Annotated in this window: 17 protein-coding genes; 16 read left to right on the top strand and 1 reads right to left on the bottom strand. The window is 41.2% G+C overall.

Features of this window, described 5'->3' with window-relative positions; all coding sequences use genetic code 11:
- Positions 1-54 precede the first annotated feature (54 nt).
- From JWH17_RS11260 to JWH17_RS11250, 3 genes are all read left to right on the top strand, one after another.
- Entirely contained in the window at positions 55-2,433 is a 2,379-nt protein-coding gene (locus JWH17_RS11260) for a spermine/spermidine synthase domain-containing protein (protein ID WP_205222722.1), read from the top strand.
- Positions 2,434-2,455: 22 nt separating this feature from the next.
- Positions 2,456-4,510, top strand: a complete 2,055-nt coding sequence (locus JWH17_RS11255) for an HAD family hydrolase (protein WP_205222721.1) — start codon at positions 2,456-2,458, stop codon at positions 4,508-4,510.
- A gap of 316 nt (positions 4,511-4,826) precedes the next feature.
- Positions 4,827-6,335 (top strand): glycosyltransferase family 2 protein, encoded by a 1,509-nt coding sequence (locus tag JWH17_RS11250; protein WP_205222720.1) that lies wholly within the window; start codon positions 4,827-4,829, stop codon positions 6,333-6,335.
- Position 6,336: 1 nt separating this feature from the next.
- On the opposite strand, the gene JWH17_RS11245 is transcribed toward JWH17_RS11250, so the two are convergent.
- Positions 6,337-6,549: a hypothetical protein gene (locus tag JWH17_RS11245; protein ID WP_205222719.1), complete on the bottom strand. Its 213-nt coding sequence runs from the start codon at positions 6,547-6,549 to the stop codon at positions 6,337-6,339.
- A gap of 1,267 nt (positions 6,550-7,816) precedes the next feature.
- Here JWH17_RS11245 and JWH17_RS11240 point away from each other — a divergent pair.
- The 13 genes from JWH17_RS11240 (at position 7,817) to JWH17_RS11180 (ending at position 23,203) form a co-directional block, all read left to right on the top strand.
- Positions 7,817-9,706, top strand: coding sequence for a hypothetical protein (locus JWH17_RS11240; protein ID WP_205222718.1), 1,890 nt, complete (start codon positions 7,817-7,819; stop codon positions 9,704-9,706).
- Positions 9,707-9,755: 49 nt separating this feature from the next.
- Positions 9,756-10,523, top strand: coding sequence for a sialidase family protein (locus tag JWH17_RS11235; RefSeq protein WP_205222717.1), 768 nt, complete (start codon positions 9,756-9,758; stop codon positions 10,521-10,523).
- 43 nt (positions 10,524-10,566) lie between these two features.
- The gene (locus tag JWH17_RS11230; protein WP_205222716.1) at positions 10,567-11,571 is read left to right on the top strand and encodes an SGNH/GDSL hydrolase family protein; all 1,005 of its coding nucleotides are present in this window, start codon (positions 10,567-10,569) and stop codon (positions 11,569-11,571) included.
- Between the two features lie 467 nt (positions 11,572-12,038).
- Positions 12,039-13,067 carry a hypothetical protein gene (locus JWH17_RS11225; RefSeq protein ID WP_205222715.1) on the top strand — a complete coding sequence of 343 codons (1,029 nt, stop codon included), beginning with the start codon at positions 12,039-12,041 and terminating at the stop codon, positions 13,065-13,067.
- Positions 13,068-13,132: 65 nt separating this feature from the next.
- Positions 13,133-13,891: an acyltransferase gene (locus JWH17_RS11220; RefSeq protein ID WP_205222714.1), complete on the top strand. Its 759-nt coding sequence runs from the start codon at positions 13,133-13,135 to the stop codon at positions 13,889-13,891.
- Positions 13,888-14,865: a lysylphosphatidylglycerol synthase transmembrane domain-containing protein gene (locus tag JWH17_RS11215; protein WP_205222713.1), complete on the top strand. Its 978-nt coding sequence runs from the start codon at positions 13,888-13,890 to the stop codon at positions 14,863-14,865. The genes JWH17_RS11220 and JWH17_RS11215 overlap by 4 nt, the downstream gene beginning before the upstream one ends.
- Before the next feature lie 42 nt (positions 14,866-14,907).
- Positions 14,908-16,983: a lysylphosphatidylglycerol synthase domain-containing protein gene (locus JWH17_RS11210; RefSeq protein ID WP_205222712.1), complete on the top strand. Its 2,076-nt coding sequence runs from the start codon at positions 14,908-14,910 to the stop codon at positions 16,981-16,983.
- Positions 16,984-17,054: 71 nt separating this feature from the next.
- Complete coding sequence (locus JWH17_RS11205) at positions 17,055-18,014, top strand: glycosyltransferase family 2 protein (protein ID WP_205222711.1); 960 nt, start codon at positions 17,055-17,057, stop codon at positions 18,012-18,014.
- A gap of 12 nt (positions 18,015-18,026) precedes the next feature.
- Positions 18,027-19,079: a glycosyltransferase family 2 protein gene (locus JWH17_RS11200; protein WP_205222710.1), complete on the top strand. Its 1,053-nt coding sequence runs from the start codon at positions 18,027-18,029 to the stop codon at positions 19,077-19,079.
- Between the two features lie 8 nt (positions 19,080-19,087).
- A complete protein-coding gene (locus JWH17_RS11195; RefSeq protein ID WP_205222709.1) occupies positions 19,088-19,912 on the top strand; it encodes a glycosyltransferase family 2 protein in 825 nt (274 codons plus the stop codon).
- A gap of 27 nt (positions 19,913-19,939) precedes the next feature.
- A complete protein-coding gene (locus JWH17_RS11190; protein ID WP_205222708.1) occupies positions 19,940-20,857 on the top strand; it encodes a glycosyltransferase family 2 protein in 918 nt (305 codons plus the stop codon).
- Positions 20,858-20,874: 17 nt separating this feature from the next.
- Entirely contained in the window at positions 20,875-22,305 is a 1,431-nt protein-coding gene (locus tag JWH17_RS11185; RefSeq protein ID WP_205222707.1) for a sugar transferase, read from the top strand.
- Between the two features lie 187 nt (positions 22,306-22,492).
- Positions 22,493-23,203 (top strand): Bax inhibitor-1/YccA family protein, encoded by a 711-nt coding sequence (locus tag JWH17_RS11180; RefSeq protein WP_205222706.1) that lies wholly within the window; start codon positions 22,493-22,495, stop codon positions 23,201-23,203.
- Positions 23,204-23,407: the final 204 nt, after the last annotated feature.

Genomic DNA, 23,407 nt, shown 5'->3' with positions numbered 1-23,407 from the left:
AATTAAATTGGTTAAAGTAACAAGGTCTTGAACCTTGCCAAAGGATAATAAAATATGTTGAAAATTGGTGCTGGTCTTCTTTGTATTGCAGCGACAACACTCATGCTTGAGTTAACGTTGGTGCGTGTTTTTGATGTTATCTGGTATTCGAACATGGCGTATATGATTATTACACTTGCCATGTTTTGCTTTGGACTTTCAGGGGTCTATTGCTCATTGCGCCCGATAAAGAAAACTACAGATATCAACAGGTATCTTTCCGTTCTGGCCTTTCTGTTTGCTGTTTTCAGTTTGCTGATCCTGCCTGCCTTGAACCTGCTGCCTTTGGATTTTAATCTTTTGTACTCAGATCCTCTGCAGGCAAGTGGCTATTTTCTCATCATGTATTTCTTCTTGGTGATGCCTTTTTTCCTGGCAGGCCTGATTTTTACTACTGTCTTTTCTGCTTATGCGGGGAGAATACAAAAATTATATTGTTGGGATTTGACAGGTGCTGCAATCGGGTGCCTGCTGCTCATACCTTTTTTGCCTCCCATCGGTCCAGGAGGGATTCTGTTCCTTTCAGCCGGCTTGGGTCTCGTTGCCTCAGGGTGTTTTTCCGCTAAGAAAAGTTTCTCCATTGCAGCGTATGTTTTGGCTGTTGTTGTTGCCCTTGTTCCATTTTTAAAGAGTGATTATTTCGAATTTAAATCACACGTTAGTAAACGTGGTGTCAAGTCGGCCATGGAGAAGAATCTTATAGAAGATTCACATTGGGACCCTATATCAAAAATTGATGTAATTGATTTTGGTAAAATGAAGCATGTTGCCTATGATGGAGGGTCTCAGTCTACTTATATTATTCCTTTTGATGGTAACTTTGTAAAACTTCGTGAGGATATAAAGAAGGGCAGGGGGTATCATTTCTACGGCAGTTTTGTCTATGTTTCTCACGCACTGAAACAGGATACTGATCAGGATGTACTTGTCATCGGAGCCGCAGGCGGTTCAGAAATAAAAGCAGCCCTCACTTTCGGTGCGTCCCATGTTGATGCCGTAGAACTCGTAGGCTACGTTGTAGACCTCGGGAAAACAAAATATGCCAAGTATAATGGAGGCATTTTTAATAACCCAAAAGTGAATGCTCAAAAGGGGGAAGGGAGAAGCTTTCTTCGTTCAACAGATAAGAAATACGATATAATCCAGATTTTCAGTAATCATACGAGCTCAAGTATTGCTGCCGGCACAGGAGCAATGGCTACCACGTATCTTCAGACAGCAGAAGCCTATCAAGAATATTTAACTCATTTAAAGGCTGACGGCATCCTCCACGTAAATCATCATGTTTATCCCAAAATGATAAGCACCGCAGCCCTTGCATGGAAAAGGCTAGGTCGGAGTGATTTTCAAAAACATGTCCTTGTGATAGAGGCTGTAAAGGAAGGCTTTCAGGATAATCTGCCTACAATGATGATCAAAGAGAGTCCGTGGACTCCTGAAGAAGTCCAACAAGTACAATCATACTTTTCCCATGTTTTTAAGTTAGTGGTCAACCCTCTTGATCCTTCAACCAATATGCTCTCAGCTGAATTCTTTAATGGCAATCTGACAGCAGCTACTGCAAACAACGTAGCCTATCAGGTGGAAGCATCTACCGATAATCGGCCATATTTCAATTTTTTAAGGAAATCAATCAAAAAATTGGATGCCGACCCTGATAATTTTATGAATTATTCAACTGCGGCTCTTCTTAATTCTCAGTTGAAAAATGGGTGGATTCCAAGTGATGTTGTCCATTTGTTTGTAACTGGTGGGGCTTCTCTTTTCTTTATCCTTCTCTTTATTGGTATACCCATGTTGTTTTCCAAAGCCGGTAGAGAGAAATGGAACGGGAAGATCAGCAGTTTGCTTTATTTTTCCTGCTTAGGGGCCGGATTTATCATCTTTGAGCTGGTGTTTATTCAAATATTCATGAAATTGATTGGATACCCTCTTTATACATATTCAACCGTGGTTTTTGCCGTTTTGCTTGCGTCTGGTGTGGGAAGCTTGCTTTCCGGTAGGCTTGGCGTAACACCGAAGAGGCTGTGGTATATGCCTTTTATAGGTATCTTTATATGCAGTATTGCATTGCTGCTGGTACAGCAGCAGTATTTTGAACTGTTTTTACAGTCTCCAACTATTGTCAGAATTCTTGCAGCCTTTGGATTGATTTTTCCTGTTGGCCTTTTTCTTGGGATGGCTTTTCCACTTGGAATTCTTACCATTGCCGATAAGCCTAACGGCTCAATTGCATGGGCATGGGCGATGAATGGCCTTTTTACGGTTGTCGGCGGATTGGCAAGCGTTGTATTGTCGATATATTATGGCTTTAATATCACTCTTGTCGTGGCTATCTTAATCTATTTTTTAGCTTTTATTGTATACGCCCGACTACGGGCAGCGGTGGTCTAAGGGGCTTGGCTTAGAGTATTTTATGAAATGGCAAACTTGTTATACTCTGGACTCTTTTCTAAAGAAAGGAGAGCAGCTTGCAAAGCAATGTGAGGTCATAACTTTTGATCTTTTTGATACCCTACTGGTAAGGCGTATCCATGATCCCGATCTTGTTAAACCTTCTGTCGCCCGTTTTGTTGCCAATAAGGCACAACGCAATGGGTTGGATTGGACCTGGCCACAGGTACAGACACTGCGAGATGAGATAGAAGCCGGTCAGCGGCAGGAAACAGGCAAAAGATTTGAGGACCATGAAGCGTGTTATCCTCAGTTTATGGGCGAATTACTCAAGCAGATTTTTCAGAAAAAGGCTGATGCGGACCTTTTGTCAGAGGTCACTGATTATGAGCTGATGATGGAAAACAGCATGCTTGTACCTCGAGCAGAAGTGGTGGAGTGGCTCTCTGCTTTGCATGCGCAGGGAAAGAAAATCTATGTACTTTCTGATGTGTATTTGCCTGCCAGTCATTTGAAAAGGTTAATCGAACATGCTGGTTTCCTTGATAGTGTCGACGAGGTTATTTCTTCAGCAGATTCTTTTTTAGCCAAAGCGTCAGGATTGGCGTTCCCTCTCTTAAAAGACCGGTATCATCTGCACTATGAAAGTTGGCTGCATGTAGGAGATAACCCTTTTTCCGATGGATTACGGCCAAGTGAAAAGGGTATTAAAGCGCTCGTTTTGCGAGATAGCAGCGAGAAATTTCGCAAGGCTGTGGTCAAACGTTATTATAACTATTCGCAGGGGCAGCCTTTCTGGAAAGGGAGAACCGTCCAGCAGTTGATGCTGCCCATGGAAAAGGAAAGCAACGCATTCTCCCCAATGAGAGTCTATGGCTACAACGTCCTTGCACCTTTACTTGCAGGGTTTCTCCAAGGTGTAGCCGAGGACTGCCTCAGACAGGGTATTAAGCGGTTGTATTTTTTTTCCCGAGAAGGCTGGATGCTAAAAAAAGTTTGGGATGAAATTGTACCCTTTCTTTTTCCAGAGCTGCCAGTTCCGGAGACGAGTTACCTGTATGTGAGCAGGATGGCTTTGGCTGGGGCAAGTTGTGCACATCAGGGGTTAATTCGGCAGAATGCGGATATAGTTTTCCTCCCAACTGGCAATCGTGATTTTCGTGATGTTTGTCGCGTCTTCAGTCTTAAGCCAGAAGGCTTTACAGAAATCCTACATCGTTTTGATCTGCAGGTGGACACTGTCCTTTCTGATCATCATGAAGGGTATCTTCCCCAAAATATTCAGCAGTTTCACCGCTTACTTGAAGATGACGAGTTTCAGGTAGAAGTAAAAAGACAAACAACTGACGCCAATAAAGCTTTGCAGTTATATTTGCAGGAGCAGAGTTTTTTTGAACATGAACATGTGGCGTTGGTGGATATAGGATGGCTTGGTACCATACAACGATTTTTCTTTGAGGCTGTAAATCACCGAAAGGAGACTCCTCGATGTCAAGGATATCTTTTAGGAGCAACTCGTGGCATAGAATACCCCACTACCCATAAAAATTGTATCCACGGAATGCTGTATGACCGTGATCGGTTTAACTTGGCAGGTTCGACCATCTTATATGCACAGGATTTATTTGAAGAAGCTTGTCGAGCGCCTCATCCGACCCTAAATGGCTATCAACTCACTCCAGAAGGCTTTACTCTCGTATTTCGTGAACAGCATGATGCAACGGGAAAGGCTGAGAAAGAGCAGGACGAGTTCTATAAAGAATTACAAGAAGGCATAAAAGAGGGGAGCCGTCAATATGGTATTGCTGCAAGTATCCTTGGCTTTAAGTATAAGGATATTCAGCCGTGGCTGCATTATTTGCTGGTGAGTCGCCTCGCCTTTCCAAAAGCTGATGAAGTCGCTACTATCAGGCATAAACATCACCTTGATGATTTTCATGGTCACCACTCTCCAAGTAATAAAAAAATAAAAGGCCGGAAAGCGTTATGGGATAATTCCAGAAATATGCTCAGGTGGAATCCGCTACTTCGATTGAAATTCTTTTTGCGATTGATCCGGGATAGATTACGAGAATAAATAGGTATGACATGAAACAACAGCTTGTGAGTAAATCGTTTGACCTGCCCGGTAATGAGATCGGTCGAGTCTCTAAGCTTTATCTGATAAATAGATTTGTTCCTCTTGGTAATCTCGGAGGGATGACCAGATTTCGAGAATTACTAATTTTGACGGTATTACATAGGTTCGGAGCATTGCCGTTTCGTTTACTCATTAGATACGAAGACCCTTTAACAAGATTGTATAAAAAATTAAAGGGATGATGCCGTGTATAGGGCAGAGGAGGTCGTGGCTCCGATGTTCTTAGCGTCACTACATAACAAACAAGGCGACAATGAAGAGTAATATGGGGGGGGAAGTGGTAAGCCAGAGGAATTTAAATCCAAAGGGGCGTTTGCTTATTTTTATAGTCGCCTACAATGCTGAGCTTACCATTGAAAGCGTTGTGCAAAGGATTCCGCAACAGCTTGGCGATCAGTTTGATGTAGAAATTTTGATTATTGACGACTCTTCACAAGACAATACCTTTGTTCGAAGCGAACTGGCCCGACGGGCAGGTATTGCCCCCTATGAAATGACAGTACTTTTTAACCCGGTCAATCAAGGGTATGGTGGAAATCAGAAAATTGGTTTTTATTATGCCCTGGAAAATGGATTTGATTGGGTTGCTCTTGTTCATGGTGACGGTCAATATGCTCCGGAATGCCTGCCTCAGCTTATCGAGCCGTTGGCAGCTGGAAAGGCTGAAGCGGTTTTTGGGTCAAGGATGCTTGAAAATCGCTCTGCACTTCGTGGGGGAATGCCGTTTTATAAGTATGTTGGCAATAAAATTTTAACCAAATTTCAGAATACCCTTCTACAATCGGACTTAAGTGAGTTTCATAGCGGGTATCGTCTTTACGCCGTAGAAGCACTCGCTAAGGTACCTTTTTCTTTGAATTCCAATGATTTCCATTTTGACACTGAAATAATCATTCAGTTCCTGAGAGCGGGGCACCGGATTAAAGAACTTCCCATTCCTACTTTTTATGGGGATGAAATTTGTCATGTCAATGGCTTGCAGTATGCCGCAAATGTTTGCCTAGCAACAATGCAGTCCAGGGTCCAAAAATATCATATATTTTATGATAGAAAATTTGATTGCAGGGCAAAAGAAGATGAGCCGAGAACAACACTCGAATATTTAGAGGCAGCTGTTGTTGAAAGTCTAGCCCCTAAGGCTTCTCTTCTTGTATTAGGAGAGATTGATCCCATTTTTGAGGAAACCTTGAGGGCAGAGGGGCATGATATTGTGGTGGTGTCGGCCGATGTGATTTTGAACGATGAAGAAGTCAATGTGTCGGGGTATGATTATCTTTTTGTAGCGGATGAAGTTGCTCTATCTTTACATCCGGAGGAAATGGTAAGCTATCTCCTTAAGATATGCAGCCATACTCCGCAAATAAAAATTATTTTTCACGCAGGAAATATCGCCTTTATTCTTACCAGGGTATTGTTGCTCCTTGGTCGCTTTTCTTATACAAGGAAAGGGCTGGTTAATTTTAAACAAAAAAGGCTCTTTACTTTGCGCTCCTTGCGTAAACTTTTTGTCCAGAACGGGTTTTCTATTTGCTCAATACAGGGCATGCCTTTACCATATAATCGTTTTTGCTCTTGGAAGACTTTTGCCGCTGTATGTAAAAATACGCATACTTTTCTTGCTAAGGTCTGGGCCGCATTATTTGCATATCAATTTTTATTAATAGTACAGCCTCTACCTTCCTTACCATATCTTCTTGATAAGGCCGTTCATGTGTCCAGTACAAAGAAAGACGACATTGATTGCGAGGAATGCAATACTTGAATTATTTAATGATAAACTCCTTGCCGTGTTGAAAGGGTATATCTTTTCTACCTAGTCGAACCGCATCGTGACGTAGACTTCCAACCCTGACCATTGGGTGCAGGGTACCTGGTACAATATTGTCCGTTTTTATAACGACATAGGTGTTTTCTTTGCCGAGATTAAGCTGTTCTGCCTGGTAAATAGCATCTAAAAATCCTGGTATTGTTACCATTATTTTTCTGTACCCTTTCTCGGGGTGAAGTTTCTGATCGTAAAGTGTCACTGCTGAAAAAAATAAAACTATTACTAACCAACTCATTTTGCTGGTGAATAAATTTCTATTTAGCGCAATTCGATCTAGTGAGAATAAAATAAAAAATAGCCAGAAAAACTGTCCGATATAAATATGACAAGGAAAGTACGTGCGATATAAAAGTATCTTTTTACTAAGAAATAGAGGAGCCAGTGATGCTAGAATTAGAGCCAACAGAATAAGGCTCATCTTTAAAAAAAAATAGTCTTTTCTTAGGTAAAAATGGACGAACAGGTAAGCCGTTAGAAAAAAGAATACTTTGAAAAGATTAAGACTGCCCAGTAAATCAAGAAAAAATATCTTTTGGAAAAGAACAGTATACAGTGTGTGGCGAAGCCAAGGGTCAAAAATATTTCCAAGTCGTAACATGCCTCCTTCAACAGACAAAAGATAGAAAAGAGTAGTAATTATTACGATTGAGAGAAAAACATTTTTTTTGCAATCCTTAAAAAAGGTGATGAGTAGCAGTGATATGGGTAATGCTACCACTGAGTAGGGACCTGACCAGATTAAAAGTGCTGCCAATAGGCTCAACGTAAAACAGCCGGCCCATGTTTTCGGTGGTGGAAAAAACAATAAGGCTAATAACAAAATAACCACGTTGTACATTTGGAAGGTAAGTGATACGTGGTAATAAATATGATTCATCCCTGACAGGCCAAGAGTCAAAGGCATTACGAAGAGGATGGCAGGTGTCTTGATCAGTCTGCTAAAAAGCAGGCAACTTGCAACTGTAATTCCAGTGGTCAGTGAAAACAAATGGTAAAGAAGAGGTTGGTATCGTACGTCTTGTTTTGAGCTCAGCCATGCAACGAAATTGTTGAGTACATTGTAATAGCCGTTAGGGTGCTGGAAAATTGTAGAAAAATATCGTTTCCCTCCGTAGTAGGCATTGAAATAGTGGACTGCATCTTCCATATAAAGTCCTGGGTGCAGTAAATTATCAGAGGATCTGAGAAACAGGGCACTGACATAGAGTAAGATAGCAGCGACATAGATCCAGGCGCTGGGTGAGGTAGTGCTCCTCAATTGTTCATAGGGAACTCGCCAGGAGGTGCAGTAATCAAATGGTTTTTTTAGAACGGACATTTTGAAGTGTTAGTAAAAGTGTATCGTTGAATTCTACATGAGGAGAACTCATATTTGATTCTCTTTTAATGTATTTTTACAAAAGGGGCATGCCTTTATGGATTCGTTAATTCAAAACAGCAGAACGACACGCTATTATGGCGGTGTTGTCGTCCTCTGTGTCGCAGTAGCCTTGTTGTACTATTTTTTGGTTAGCCAGCGAGGGTATGTTGAACTTGAGGTTCAGACTGATAACGCTACGATATTTAAAGTTTATTGGGCCAAATCTGCTGGACAGTGGTCGGAGCGCCATGTTGGTAAAATTAATCTGTATCCCAGTGTCTCTAAATATAGCTTTAAAATCGGCGATCTTGGATCAATTAAGCAATTACGATTTGATACTTCAGAGCGGCCTGCAACTGTGCAATTGCAATCCATCAAGATAAGCCAAACGGGATATGATAGTATACTCTTCCAAAAGAAGGAAGACTTTCAAAAATTAGCCCCTGTGGCAGGTATCGAAAATTCAACTATTGATGAAAACGGTCTTACTGTTGTCCCATCTACCGATGATCCTCAATTGGTTTTCAATATCTCTGATTTAAATAAACAGGGGAAAGCTTGGGCTGAACTATTTGTAATACTCTCTCTTACTTTAATTATTATTGGTATTGCTTATTTTGCAAAAGAACTAACCACAACGGACCAATATGTGACGTATTTTTTAGTTTTCGTATTGGCCTTGGTTTTTGTAATGGCGAGTATCAGTAAGCCTAATCGTCATCCCGACGAATTTGTGCACATATATGCTGGTGAATATTATTATGACCATAATATTCCGCCTGCAATAGGTGATCCAGACATTTCACATACATACAGCAATTATGGTGTTTCACGTCTTCATTCTGGAGAAATCGTGTATTTATTTGCCGGAAAGTTTGGGAAGATACTCGAAAATTTTCATCTTTCAAGTTATTTTTCATTGAGGATGTTCAATGTGTTTCTTTTACTTAGTTTGATTCTATTATCTATATCTAGATATGATTTTCGAGTTTTGCTTATCCCTTTACTTGTTTCGCCTCAGATTTGGTACGTTTTTAGTTATTTCAATTCCGATGCATTCGCTTTGTTTGTTGTTATTCTATCAGGCTACCAGCTTTCATCTGACCAATCAATGCTGAATAAAACCCTTTGCTCAAGTAAAATTAATTGGAAATCAATATTGGTTTTTGTTGTATGTGGTGTTCTGTTATCACTCTTGTTGCTCTTGAAGAAAAACTTCTATTTCTATTATGTTTTTATATTTTTTTACTTTTTATGGAGAGTGTACTTCAAAAAATCGATATTGAGTTGGAGTTACTTGTTGAAACTGTTGTGTGTGCTAGCAGTTGGTATTTCAATTTTTTCAGGTGTTCGATATGTCGACTATAAAATTAACGATTTCGCTAAAGCTGATAAACTTCTTGAGGCCAGAGAAAATATTGCACTTGAAATGTATAAACCTAGTACTCCTCTACACGAAAAACATATCTATCTGCAAATGAAGGAAAGGGGGACGACACTTTCTCATTTCATAGATTTGGATCGTTGGGGAGAGAAGTCCTTTAGGACTTCATTTGGAGTCTATGGTTATACTTCTATTTCAGCATCTTTTGCCTATTATGATTTAGTCCGCATTTTAGGACTGTTATTGTTGGCAACGGTGATGGTGGTCATTTTTTATAAGGGAAATATAGAAGGTATCTCTCTCTTATCTATCACCTTATCGGTTTCATTAGGATTAATCGTAATTGCATTTTACCATGCCTGGACTGTTGACTTTCAAGCTCAAGGGCGCTATTTTCTGCCGATTGTCGGCATGCTAGGTGTTTTATTGATACATACAAGACGTTATCTGGTTAACCCGGTTTTTATTTTTCTGCTTTTGGGTATGTATGGACTTTCTGTTTATAATTTTGTCTTTGTAGGGTTACTGGGGATTGAAAAATGTTGCTTTGGTATCATTTGAAGACTAGCAGTCTATCATCGCTACTGTTTGTGGTTGGAGAAACGAAGTTATGAAAAATCGCACTATTAAATTTTTAGGGTATACAGTCGTGCACGCATTGCTGATGCTTTTATTGGTGGCAACAGCCCAAGGTAATAAGACTGCTGCTCTAAAAGCTGAAATAGCTTTTTCTGCATCAGATGGTATGCGCAACGAGATTTTTACATCTACCTACAATGGTCTTACATGGTCAGAACCAGAGCAGGTAACCAACGATAATGCCAGTAATGTTCATCCCGCTATCGACATAGACCAGAATGAAAATAAATATCTCTTCTGGAGTGCAATCGATGAGGACGGGACCACTGTTAAATATGCTGTATATAACGGTCAAGAGTGGTCTGAGACAAAGCCTCTTGCACCTTCTTTTACGTCTTCGATAACACCGAGTGTGGTTGTGGACAAAAATGGTAGTATATGGTGTGTCTTTGCAGGACATGTTGATGACGACGATGACGATGATATCTATTTCCTACGTTTAAATACAAAGGAGGAAAAGCAGACCCCTCAACTTTTGCATGCAAATAATGCGGTTCCTGATATTACACCTTTTGTTGTTATAAATGATCAAGGAAACCCTGTGGTGAGTTGGAAGGGATTTCGAGGTGATGCTTACTCGAATCTGCAGTCAACATGGAGTAATGGGAAGTGGAGTGAAGAGATTGATATTAGTGCTGAGGTTGCAGATCCTGAAGAAATAACAGAAGAGAATTCACCCGTACCATTACCTGATTTTATTAACACGGACAGTCAGATATGTATTCGTACTTATGAATGATTAGGCTGAGGGGTTTACAGCTATATTTTCTGGGAATTTGATAATGAATGTGAAATGTGTTGGCGCCATAATATCTATTGTATTTGTCAGCCTTGTGGGATTGATCAGTGTTACAGATGCTGCAGAGGTCATTGTCGCGTTTGGTGATTCTATCACTGAAGGAAAAGGGGTTACTCCCTATTCTACGTATCTGCAGGATGCGGTAGGCAGTTGTGCTTCTGTCGTTAATCAAGGTGTTATAGGGGAGCGAACCAGTGGTGGTGTCAACCGAATACAGGAGGTGCTAGAAGCATACCAACCGAACTATGTAATCATTATGGAAGGATCAAATGATTCCTTTTGGGAAGAAAGCTCTTCAACGGTTAAATTTAACCTAGCGAGTATGATTGATAAAGTAAGGGCTTATAACGCTGTTCCTATCTTGTCAAATATTACACCTAATACGCGTAATGAAGGTCAGGGGCTGGCTATTCCAAATTATAACAATAAAATTAGCACGTTAGCGACTGAAAAGGGAGTCACTTTTGTCGATTCATATAACAATGTCTTCCCTAATTGGGCTTCTTTGACCGTTGATGGTGTCCATCCAAATGAGGAAGGTGCACAGGTTTTAGCAAATTTATTCTATGGAGCGCTACCCATTTGTCAGGGTACGGGAAGTGGTAGCGGATCTAGCAGTGGCGGCGATAGTGGAGGTGGTGGTTGTTTTATAGCCACAGCAGCCTTTGGATCACCACTTGAATCCCATGTTGTAGAGCTTAAACGGTTTCGTGATCAAATTTTGTTAAAAACATGGCTTGGTAAGGAATTTGTTCAAGCGTACTATAAATACTCTCCACCGATTGCAGACACCATTCACGAACATGCTTGGATGCGATTTGTTGTCCGTGTTTTATTGTATCCGCTTGTTGGATTGAGTTACTGTATGGTGGCGATGGTCCAAATGACTAGCTTGTTCGGTATGTTTGTGTTGACTGGATCGTTTGCTATCTCTATATTCTTCGCACGATTGTTATATCGGAGGATGCGGATTGCTAAAGTGAGTTAGCTCGGTTTTTAGTTGTAAGAGGTTTCCTCTTTTCGTATTGGGTTAATAGGCCGGCAGGATAGCTTGGGGACGGCGTAGATATACATCAGGGGTTCTCTGGCTCTGAAGGCCGATGCCCGATGATTTTTAATTACCTTAAACCCCAGTCAACTCTTTCTATGCGGAATAAGGCGTACCCTCAATGGATATGGCCCTCTTTTGGGATCATCCTTTTAATTGTTTTTAATTTTCTGCGCTCATGGGCAACCTTGTCAGTTCCTGGTCTGCACATGGAAGATGCTCTTCTGTTTGGGTATTACTACGGACATGACAGACCTTTAAAGAGTATTTTTTCTAGCCATACAGGCCAGCCCTACCTCACCTCGGTAATCGATTTTTTTGCCTGGTCTGTTGCATTCTTAGATGTACGAATACAGCCTGTAGCTTATCTGTGGATTGGCAATATATGTGCAGCCATTACCGCGACCTTGATTTTTTTTACCGGCTTTATTCGCAGCAAGGCACTTCTGGTTATGGGCCCGTTAATCCTTGGACTTACTGGCCTTAACCACGTTTACTATCACGTAACCCTAATTTACGTCATGTATACCGGGGTTTTAGCTCTAATTATCCTTCTTTTTTTTCCTCCTCCAAGGTCCGCGATAGGTTACTTTGTACAGGCGTTTTTCTTTGCTGTTCTGCCTTGGAGCGGCCCATATTCCGTTTTGTTTTTACCTGTAGCCACTCTCTATATTTTCTTTTTTCATGATAAGGCTAAAGTACAGGTTATCTTATTAGGGTGCTGCTCCACTCTGATATATTTATTGACTGTCAGTGGCAGTACTATTCGATTGTCGCATTTTACCCAACCTTGGGTGATAAAAAGATACTTTCAGGTGCTGTTGGAAAAGGTAGTTTTTCTTCAGTTGTTTGATTATGTACCCTTGTATGCAGGGTTGATAGTCTTAGCTATTATACTATTATTGTTTTACTTTTTCAGACATCAGGCTTTTTTTATAAAGGCGTCTGTGGTTCTTTTTGCGGCGATTACAATATCATTAAGCCTGTTTTTTTTGAGTATCAAATTTCCTTTGTATTTGTATACAAGTGATTGCCATCGTGTCGTTTCTGTTTTTTTCTGGCTCGTTTTTCTTCTCTTTACCAGTGACAAACTCATCACTGCTGCGGGAAACCAATATCGTGTAGTGGTTTTATCCATCTTTTTAGTTTTATTTTCGGGCATTGTGTTAAGAGATAACTTGAAATATCCTAAGCGAGGGTGGGTCGAGCCTGTCCCGGATGTTTATGAGTTTACCAAGGCCGTATCCTTTGTTGAATCCTTGCAGCTGAAGGAGAAAAAACAGCAAGTGTGTTTAACTGTTGCTAACCACCCCTATCCACTTTTGGCTGCCCGTGTTTATGTCGGATACCATGGTGCTGATAGGTGTGAATTGCAAATAGATGATTTAAATCAAGATTTCCCATATTCACAATACATTTGTCCTGTCGAAGAATAGATCTTTACCTGTTTTTTACATCATCGATTAATTAAGTTTTTTTTAGTCAAGGGGCATTACACCATATGCAAAAGACGCATACTGCAATTACCAGAAAAAAAGGGGCCTTGAAAAAATACCAAGAGGTTATTGTCGGCTCATTGTCATTGTTTGATTTTCTGTATTTTGAGTGGTGCTGCTTTTTGAGCATTATACCTGGAGCCATTGGGCTTGCTGCTCGTAAAATATTCTGGCCCCGACTTTTTGCTTGCTGCGGTAAGAATACTGTGTTTGCCCAGGGAGTAATACTGCGTCGCCCCGGAAGTATTCGTTTGGGCACCTCTGTGGTGATAAGTGAGGGCTGTATTCTTGATGGCCGGAGCGATAAGGAAGAGTTTGCCATAACCATCGGCAATAATGTTATTTTATCCAATAACGTTATGCTTTCATGTAAGGATGGATCGATAAGTATCGGCAATAATGTGGGCGTAAATGCCCAGACGATCATTCAATCAACCCACTCTTGCCCGGTGGTTATAGGAGATGATACAATCATAGGTCAGGCCTGTTTCATCGTTGGGGGAGGTAATTATACTCTTGGATCGATTGATACCCTTACCAGAGAGCAACCTATTGCTGATGATGGTGGGGTTATGATCAAAGAAAATGTTTGGTTGGGTGGAAAGGTTACTGTCGTCGGCGGTGTTAGGATTGGGCAAGGGGCAGTGGTAGCTGCAGGTGCAGTTATGACCAGGTCAGTTCCTGAATTCAGCGTTTGTGTTGGAGTTCCTGCCAGAGTTGTTAAAAATAGAAGAGACGAGGATTCTTCCAACCGTCATTCATGAAAGTTAGAAATATAATTTTATTAATTGTTAAGCTTGCTGTCAGTGGTGGGCTTATTTTTGTTTTATATAGAAGGACACCACTTGATGAAATTCAAAAGGCTTTTGCTGGGTGTGATTATACTTTATTGGCCTTTGTTTTTTTAATTTTTGTTATCAATACATCACTCAGTGCCTGGAAATGGCGCATTTTCCTCTGCAGTGATAATATCAATATTCCACTGTTAAAATTGGTCGTGAGTTATTTAATTGGTGGTTTTTTTAATGTTTTTCTTCCCTCTAATATAGGCGGTGATTCATATCGCATGTATGATGTCGCGAAAAAAAGCAAAGAGAGACTTAGGTCTGTAATTTCAGTATTTGCCGATCGATTGACCGGTTTTGTAGCACTTGTCTCGCTGAGTCTTATTTCTTCTGTGTTTGTGGCCGGTAAACTCGACAATGCTGCTCTCATTTTGCTGCCAGCCTCTATTTTTATACTTCTTATTTCTTTCCTGTATATGATATGGACGGAGAAGCCCATACGGTTTCTACTATCCTTGACAAGGCTTGAAAGAGTAGCTTTTATTGCCAATACCAGTGAGAAGGTGCTGGTAACTTTTGCCAAGTATCGATCTCAATCAAGGGTCGTATTGAAGGTAATGCTCATTTCTTTTGCCTTCCAATTTTTGCTTATCGTTGCTGTTTACCTTATGGCGAAAGCGTTAGGAGCGACTGTACCGTTCGTTTATTTTTCGGCATTTATTCCGTTAATTACTCTTATGGAGGCTCTGCCGATATCAATATATGGTTTGGGAATTCGAGACATAGGGTATGTATTTTTCTTTAGTTTTGCCGGTATGTCTGAAGTGGAGACTCGGTCGCTTGCATTACTTTTTCTGTTTATGACCTTGTTGTATGCCCTTGTTGGTGGATTTTTTCTCCTTTTTCGTCTTTGGGCCTCGCACAATGGGACCAATGGAGAAATGCAACAGTGATTGTGATTGTTTTTTTTTGTATATCGCGGCTGAGCGAGAGGGGTGATAACATTGCGAGGTGATTATTATAAGTATTTTTACCGTGTTGCTTTGTCCATGGGAGTTTCAGCGGTGCTTCTGGCTATCCTTATTCAAGGCAGTCTGTCCTCTATATCTCTCTCATTTTTACCAAAACTTTTAGCTGTTATTGCTGCAGTACCTTTTAGCTGTGTTGCTTTGTATATTGCCGCTTCGATCTTTCGTACAAGCTTGAGAGCCTACAGGTATCGAGTTATTGTGGCTGCTTCCGAAACACACGTTCCCTCATTTTTTCATTTTTTTCTGGTGACAGCATCAAGGAACATGTTTGTAGATATGCTGCCTGCTAGACTTGGTGAGCTAAGTTATGTCGCGATGTTAAACAGAGGGTATGCTGTTGCAGCTCCGACCTGTTTTTCCTCACTTATTATTAGTTTTGTTTTTGATCTTATCGCTTTAACATTACTCATTGTTTGTCTTATTCTTGTACAGATGCTTGGAACTGGGAATTTTTTATGGCTTGTGCCCATTCTGTGTCTGTTGTGTGCAGTTCTGATATGTTTTTATATGTTTTTTCTTCCTGCCCTTCGATTAATTACTGATAGACTTGGTCAGTATGTTTTTTTTAAAAAGGGGATTGGACAAAAGTGTAATCTTTTTGCAAAAAAAATCGTTGTCGCATTGGAAGAAGCAAAGAAAGCAGCGATTGGATGGCGCCTGTTAATCTTATCAATTGGTATAAGAGTCGGCAAATATGTTGCTTTATACGCCTTGTTCGTTGGCGTTGCAGTGAGTTTTCCGATGGTGCAGAATGATCCTGCAGCAGCTGTTATTGCTTTGATCAGTGCAGAGGCGGGTGCTTCATTGCCTCTTCCTGTTTTTATGGGATTTGGGGCATACGAGGCTGGTGGTACCTTGGCAATGGTTGCCCTTGGAGCAACTAAATCTGTTTCCCTTGTTATGATGCTGGCCTTGCATATAGTCAGTCAAATAGTCGATTATATTTTTGGCGGTATTGCTCTAGTTGTTTTTTTTCTTACAGCGACCAGCATTGCTGTGGCGGATTCGGTTTTAGAAAATCGTTTTTTTAAGCGTGCTGCCCTTGTTGCAGCGATTGTCCTTGCGACAGGTTTATTGCTGTTAGTACCACAACTGAGAAAGGTAAAAAAGCTGGGGGCGATTCGACCACCCGATACTGGACAGATTGTAGAACGTGAAAATGATGAGCCTGTTGCAGAAGTGCTCGACAGAACACATGGATTCATTGTGTGGAGTTCAAATAGGAACGGGAACCATGATATTTATAAATATTCTTTCCAGGATAAACAAATAATACAGCTTACTTCTCACGCACATACAGAGTATTTTCCCCGAATATCACCGGGCGGTGAAAAAATAGTTTTTGCAAGGTCAAATGTTCCATGGGTATCGCAGCGTAACCATTATGCCTGGGATGTTTATGTGTTGAATTTGGTAGATGGGGTGGAATCATTGCTTGCACGAAACGGTACCTTTCCTACCTGGTCTCAGGATGGGCAGGCAGTATATTTTTTAAGGGAAGGGTATAAGGTAGTTGAGCTGGATATTGCGTCTGGTCATGAAACTGTGGTATTGCAGACCGGTGAAAATAGTGTGTTGCCGGAAACAGTACGGTTGGAAACTCCCTCAGTTAAGCCGCATGATGAACTGGTTGCTCTGACATTACGTGGTAGCGAACGGGCTGTGGTTACAATGGGTCCTGATGGAAAGCTTACTAAGCTTGGTCAGGGGTGTCAGTTGAGCTGGTCTCCGACAGGGGATTATCTCTATAAAATTGACCACGGTGGTAAACAGCAGAATGCAATTTTTTTTATAGATTCAGTAACCCTTGATATAAAGAAATGGTTTGACTCTCCAAGCAGTTACAGTCACGAATATTTCCCTAAAGTATCCAATGACGGTGATGTATTAGTTTTTGGTGCCAGTAAGGGAGGGCATGAGCATGATTCGGCCGACTATGAGATTTTTTTATGGGTCATAGGAACACCCTGGGAGTCTGTTCAGCGAATTACACATCACACAGGAAATGATTGTTGGCCTGATGTCTATATTGCACAATAATTGCTGAATTATATTGATAGATAAACAGAGTAGGTACAATAAGTTTACATACAAACGAATGGAGAGTTGGAGTGGATATCTCACTTGTTATCCCGTTGTTTAACGAAGAAGAAAATGTTGGTTTACTTTATGACGAAGTCAGCAGTGTTTTGTCAAAAATGGACTACCAATCTGAAATTATTTTCATTGATGATGGCTCCACAGATACAACCCTGAAGTCTCTTGTTCAGATACAAGTCGGAGATCCCAGAGTTAAAGTGGTCAGTCTCCGCCGGAATTTTGGTCAAACTGCAGCGATGAGTGCAGGTTTTGATAATGCTTCGGGACAAATTATTGTGACAATGGATGGTGATTTACAAAACGATCCCAATGATATCCCTACGATGATTGACAAGCTTAAGGAAGGGTTTGACGTTGTAACCGGATGGCGATATGATAGAAAAGATCCGTTTTTGTCTCGAAAACTTCCCAGCCAGATTGCCAATAAAATTATTTCCTGGGTAACCGGAGTCAGTTTGCATGATTACGGGTGTACGCTCAAAGCGTTCCGGAAGACTGTTATTCGTAATCTCAATCTTTATGGTGAAATGCACCGCTTTATCCCCGCAATTGCCAGCGGGATGGGCATCTCCTTTACTGAAGTGAAGGTCAACCACCGTGCACGACGGTTTGGAACATCTAAATATGGCATTACTAGAACCATAAGGGTCGTCCTTGACCTTATGACTGTCAAATTTTTGCTGAGCTATGCGACACGTCCACTGCATGTTTTTGGAACAGTAGGTGTGGCTTCCTCTTTCTTAGGCTTTTGTATAGCCTTTGTAATGATTATTCAACGGCAGTTTTTAGGGGTCGGTCTTGCGAATAGACCGCTGCTGCTCATGGCTGTATTACTTATCTTTATGGGGGTACAATTTATTACAATGGGGCTTTTGGCAGAGTTAGTTGTACGTACCTATCATGAATCTCAACGGAAACCGATTTATTTTGTGCGGGATATTTATGAAAATTCTGGCAAAATTGAAGGGTAGAGTATTTGTTTCGTGAAGACCTCTTCTGATGCTTTAGTCAATATTGTCATTCCCAATTGGAATGGAAAAAAATTTCTTGGCCCTTGTCTTGACTCCCTTCAATCGCAAACCTTTTCAGACTTTGTTGTTACGGTTGTTGATAATGGTTCTGTGGATAATTCTCTAGAACTACTTAACAATAATTACAGTTGGGTTCGAAGTATTTCCTTTGCAGAAAATAGAGGATTTAGTGCTGCTGTCAATGCAGGTATAGGTCAGAATGTTTACCCTTATGTCTTTCTTCTCAATAATGATACGGAGCTGGATGAAAATTGTCTGGAGCAATTGATCAACATCGCGGAACAGTATAGCGACTATTCCTTCTTTTCTCCAAAAATGCTGAATTATTTTCATAGAGATATTCTAGATGGTGCTGGAGACGGTTTTCTTCGAGGTGGTGTAGGCTATAGACTCGGAACAATGGAAGCGGATGCTGCGATTTACAGTACCATGCGTCACGTTTTTGGTGCCTGCGCAGGGGCAGCGTTATATAGAAAAGAGTTCTTTGATACAATTGGCCTTTTTGATAATGATTTTTTTGCTTATTTGGAAGATGTAGACATTAATTTACGGGCTAATTTTAAAGGTCAGAAATGCTTGTATGTTCCTGCGGCTGCTGTCTATCACATCGGAAGTGCTACATCAGGTTCAAAAATTAATGCACTTACGATTCGTCTCTCAACCCGTAATACATTTTTTGTATTACTGAAAAATTATCCTTTGTCATTGTTTTTCAAGTATTTTTCACAGCTTTTTTTATATCAGTTCATGTGGTTTTGTTTTGTTGTCAAAAAAAGACAATTTATTCCTTATGTACATGGAGTTGTACAGGCTGTAAGAAGTGCTCACGCGATGCGTCGCAAACATAGGTTGCTTTACCCTGAAAAATTACGAAAGCCTATAAGTGATCTCGATAAGATTTTGAAAACAAGTGAAATTGAAGTGCTTGATTCTATCATGCGTCGGCGACGTGCATTGGGGAAAGGAAATGGCTGCTTCAATTTGTATAAACGTTTTTTTACTTGAGCTGGCGTATGGAAGCAGTCGCCGCAATAATTGTAACTCATAATTCAGAGGCAGTTATTCATGAATGTGTCGATAGACTTTTGCTGCAGACAGGTGTCACGTTATCTATTATAATTGTAGATTCAGGATCATTATGTTCTAAGTATCTGGATAAGTATACAGATAATGTTCGTGTTACTCTTTATCGGACATCAAACATAGGGTTTTCCGCAGCTAACAATATTGGATTTACCTTATGTCCTTTGGAAACTAAGTTCGTTGCATTTATCAATCCTGATCTTTTTGTGCAGCCGCAAACCCTGGAACACGCAATATTGCGTCTACAGCAAATGCCTCAGGTGGCATGCTTAACAGCAAAATTACTTCAATATGACATAGAACGAAATCTCCCGACAGGGCGCATTGACTCTACTGGTATATTTCGAAAATTTTATGGTCGTTGGTATGACAGAGGGCTCGGTCAGCAAGATGCGGGACAGTATGATCACAGTACCTTTCTCCCCGCCGCTTGTGGTGGGTTTCTCGTGTGTCGCAGAGAGGCGTTGCTAGAGGCGGCTTTACCTGAAGGCGGCATCTTTGATCCGGATTTTTTTTTATACAAAGAAGATATTGAACTGAGTCTACGTTTACGAAAACATGGTTGGGGAATCTTTTATGATCCTCGTCTAGTTGTCTACCATTGTCGAGGATGGAGTAAAAAACGAGCTGATATTGCTTATTCTTTAAGAGAAATGTCAGCCAGAAATGAAATTGTTTTATATCAAAAACACCCTTCAGTGTACGTTGTATGGGCAGTCTTTAAGTGGCTTTTGGTTAGAGTGTTTAAGATTTAGTTTATTTGTATGGCTAATCAGTTGACAATGCAATGCTTGGTTACGGTCATTATACCCACCTTTAACGGTGAACCTTGGATTGAAGATGTTCTCACTATGCTGGATGCGCAATCTTTATCAATCCACGAGGTGCTTGTCGTCGATTCGGGTTCTACTGACCAGACCGTATCTGTTTGTCAACGTCATGGTGTGCGGCTTATCAGTATACTCAACAAAGAGTTTGACCATGGCGGCACTCGAAACATGGCAGCAATGCACGCTCAAGGAGATATTCTCGTTTACTTGACCCAGGATGCTGTACCAACGGATGCATCTACTCTTGAAAAGCTTGTCGCCCCTCTTTTGCTGGATGAATCAATAGCCGTGACCTATGCTCGACAATTGCCTCATTTTGATGCAACACCGCTAAGCAAGCATCTGCGTTTTTATAATTATCCCGAACAGGGCTATATCCGTTGCTGGCAGGACCGCAAAGTCTATGGTTTTAAAACCATTTTTATTTCAAACTCTTGTGCAGCCTATCGAAAGGATGTTTTGGCTGAAGTTGGATTTTTCCCAGATAATGTTCTTTTTGGTGAGGACACCTGTACACTTGCCAAGCTGTTGCAACATGGTTTTTGTGTGCAATATGTAAGTGATGCCAAAGTGTACCACTCCCACAATTATACCTTTGTACAGGATGTTAAACGTTATTTTGATATCGGGGTGCTCCATACCCTTGAGCAGACGTTAGTGTCCAATTTTGGTTCCCCTACAGGCGCGGGTAAACGCTTTGTTCTTTCTGAGATTTCCTTTCTTTTCAAGCGAAAAAAATATATACTCATTTTCCCAAGTCTCCTGCGTAACATCTTGAAATATTTCGCATATGGGCTTGGCCGAAGATATTCAGTTTTGCCGCGATCTTTGGCGCGTACCTTAAGTATGCACCATCGCTGGTGGAAATAACCATCTGCTACTGATACATGTCACCAATTCTTTCCTGGAACCTGCGTGAACGCAGCTCTGTGATTTATCGATTCCTGCACATCTTTGACTGCGTGCTGGTTTGTTTTTTTCTTTGGTTCTATGTGTGGATATATAATGTGCCTTGGTCACCCTATTATACCCACCTGGAGATCCTGCTTTTTCTCAGTTCATTTTTCAGCTTTCATTACTTTCAGCTATATCGTTCGTGGCGAGGTTGGAAATATTACCGTGAATTTATGGTGATTTTACAGGCATGGGGTGCGGTTATCGGCTTTCTCCTGTTTTATTTTTTCATGTTTAAAATCTCCATAGCCTATTCGAGAACTGTTTTCATCCTGCTGAGTCTCTCCACCCCGATCCTGATTTTTTTGAGCCATTTTTTGGTCAGAAAACTGCTTCGTTTTTACCGGACACAAGGGAAGAATATTCGCCATGCGGTGATTGTCGGTGCCGGAGATTTGGGAATACGGATGGCAAAAGATCTGGAAAACATTCCCTGGGCAGGTATTGAAATTATCGGCTTTTTTGATGATAAACTAGAGAAACAGGAAGTCCTTGCTCCCCTGAAAAAACCACTTTTAGGTAAAATAGGAGATGTCGAGACCTTTCTGGTCGAGCATGATGTGGATTATGTCTATATCGCTCTCCCTATGAGAGCGGAAAAGAAGATATTTGATATTTTACAAAATTGCCGCGATCTGGGGGCTCAGATTTTATTGGTGCCTGACCTCTATATTTTTGGATTGCATCATGCGGAGATTCAATCTTTAGGGGAAATGATTGTTCTTAATTTCAACCCTGAAAGACAGTGGAAAAGAACTTTTGATGTTATCTTTTCATCGCTGGTTTTGATCATTGGCAGTCCTTTGTTTCTTTTATTGGCCGTTGCGATCAAATTGGACAGTCGGGGGCCTGTTTTTTACCGACACCGAAGGATAATGGCGACTGGGCGCAGTTTTGCCTGTTTAAAGTTCAGAACCATGGTATCCGATGCAGAGCAACAGTTGGAACGTCTTTTGGCCGATGATCCCGTTGCAAAGGCCGAATGGGAACAGCATTATAAGTTGAAGCATGATCCTCGAATCACACGGATCGGCAAATTTTTACGGCGAACAAGTCTGGATGAATTGCCCCAGTTTTTTAACGTGCTGAAGGGAGAAATGAGTGTGGTTGGTGCTCGTCCAATAGTCGGCAAGGAACTGCAGGCATATTACAAAGGCAATGGAGAACAAAGTGCCGGTCGCTACTGTTCCATGAAACCGGGCATTACAGGTCCCTGGCAGGTTATGAAGCGCAGTGATATTGAAAATTATCAAGAACGGGTGGAACTCGACGATTGGTATGTGTTAAACTATTCGCTGCGGACTGATCTGGTTATCATTGCCAAAACCATCAAATGCATGTTCAGCGGTAAGGGCGCGTATTGATATACTGCAGGTAAGACGATATGTGTATATAAACTCTATGCCTGTAACGAGGAGGATAGCATTGTTTTCTACCGTAAAATGGTTACCCTAACAGATGAATATTAGTAATCGCCCCTGCTGGGTGATAAAGCTTGATGTTAACAAGTAAATAAACTGTGTAAATTGAGTAGCAAAGGAGTTGGAATACATGCAAACGCAAACGAATAATACAATGACCATGGCCCGGGCCAGGCAAGAAGCTTCAACCGTTTTTCTTGCCAAGGTGTTTAATTGGATGGCGATCGGGCTGGCTGTGACAGGGGTTCTGGCCTATTTCACAGCCCAGACAGGGCTTGCTCTGACCATTGCCGCCAGCCCGCTTTTTATTGTGCTGATCCTTGCAGAGCTGGGAATGGTTTTTTACCTTTCTGCCAGAATTGAAAAAATTCAGTCCGGAACGGCTACGGCGCTCTTTATAGGGTATTCCGTATTAAACGGGCTCACCCTTTCAACCATTTTTCTCGCCTACACCAGGGCTTCCATCGGCAGTACCTTCCTTATTACAGCTGGTATGTTTGGCGCTATGGCTGTTTACGGCATGGTTACCAAGCGGGATCTTTCCGGTATGGGATCGTTTATGTTTATGGGGTTGATTGGGATTATATTGGCTTCAGTCGTCAATATATTTTTGCAGAGTTCGAGCCTCTACTGGGCCATTTCCGTTATCGGTGTGCTTGTGTTTGTCGGATTGACAGCCTATGACGTACAAAAGATTAAAACGATGGGCGAGCAGGGCATCATGGAACAAGGAGAATCTGCCATACAAAAAGGTGCCATTATAGGTGCTCTTGCTCTGTATCTCGATTTTATTAATTTGTTCCTTATGTTGCTTCGCTTTTTTGGCGGTAGCCGCGACTAGGTATTTTAATTATTCAGAAAAAAAGGCAGGTCTGATTTCTCAGGCCTGCCTTTTTTTTTTGGAGGGCGGAGCACTAGCCCGACTTTCGCAATTCGCGACCATGTGGACGTGTAACTTGCTGTTTTTCCATAATCGACAATTTTAGGTCGGCACTACACGGCTTTTTTACAGGCCGCTTTGTCTGCTGCAATCCGTGGCGGAGGT

This window comes from Desulfogranum marinum, from assembly GCF_016918565.1.
Taxonomy (GTDB): domain Bacteria; phylum Desulfobacterota; class Desulfobulbia; order Desulfobulbales; family Desulfobulbaceae; genus Desulfogranum; species Desulfogranum marinum.
This window is presented reverse-complemented; position numbering and strand designations above follow the sequence as displayed.

Coding starts and splice junctions, on each gene's coding strand:
- JWH17_RS11260 (WP_205222722.1), top strand. CDS start 55: ATGTTGAAAATTGGTGCTGGTCTTCTTTGTATTGCAGCGACAACACTC.
- JWH17_RS11255 (WP_205222721.1), top strand. CDS start 2,456: ATGAAATGGCAAACTTGTTATACTCTGGACTCTTTTCTAAAGAAAGGA.
- JWH17_RS11250 (WP_205222720.1), top strand. CDS start 4,827: ATGAAGAGTAATATGGGGGGGGAAGTGGTAAGCCAGAGGAATTTAAAT.
- JWH17_RS11245 (WP_205222719.1), bottom strand. CDS start 6,549: ATGGTAACAATACCAGGATTTTTAGATGCTATTTACCAGGCAGAACAG.
- JWH17_RS11240 (WP_205222718.1), top strand. CDS start 7,817: ATGGATTCGTTAATTCAAAACAGCAGAACGACACGCTATTATGGCGGT.
- JWH17_RS11235 (WP_205222717.1), top strand. CDS start 9,756: ATGAAAAATCGCACTATTAAATTTTTAGGGTATACAGTCGTGCACGCA.
- JWH17_RS11230 (WP_205222716.1), top strand. CDS start 10,567: ATGAATGTGAAATGTGTTGGCGCCATAATATCTATTGTATTTGTCAGC.
- JWH17_RS11220 (WP_205222714.1), top strand. CDS start 13,133: ATGCAAAAGACGCATACTGCAATTACCAGAAAAAAAGGGGCCTTGAAA.
- JWH17_RS11215 (WP_205222713.1), top strand. CDS start 13,888: ATGAAAGTTAGAAATATAATTTTATTAATTGTTAAGCTTGCTGTCAGT.
- JWH17_RS11195 (WP_205222709.1), top strand. CDS start 19,088: ATGGAAGCAGTCGCCGCAATAATTGTAACTCATAATTCAGAGGCAGTT.
- JWH17_RS11190 (WP_205222708.1), top strand. CDS start 19,940: ATGCAATGCTTGGTTACGGTCATTATACCCACCTTTAACGGTGAACCT.
- JWH17_RS11185 (WP_205222707.1), top strand. CDS start 20,875: ATGTCACCAATTCTTTCCTGGAACCTGCGTGAACGCAGCTCTGTGATT.
- JWH17_RS11180 (WP_205222706.1), top strand. CDS start 22,493: ATGCAAACGCAAACGAATAATACAATGACCATGGCCCGGGCCAGGCAA.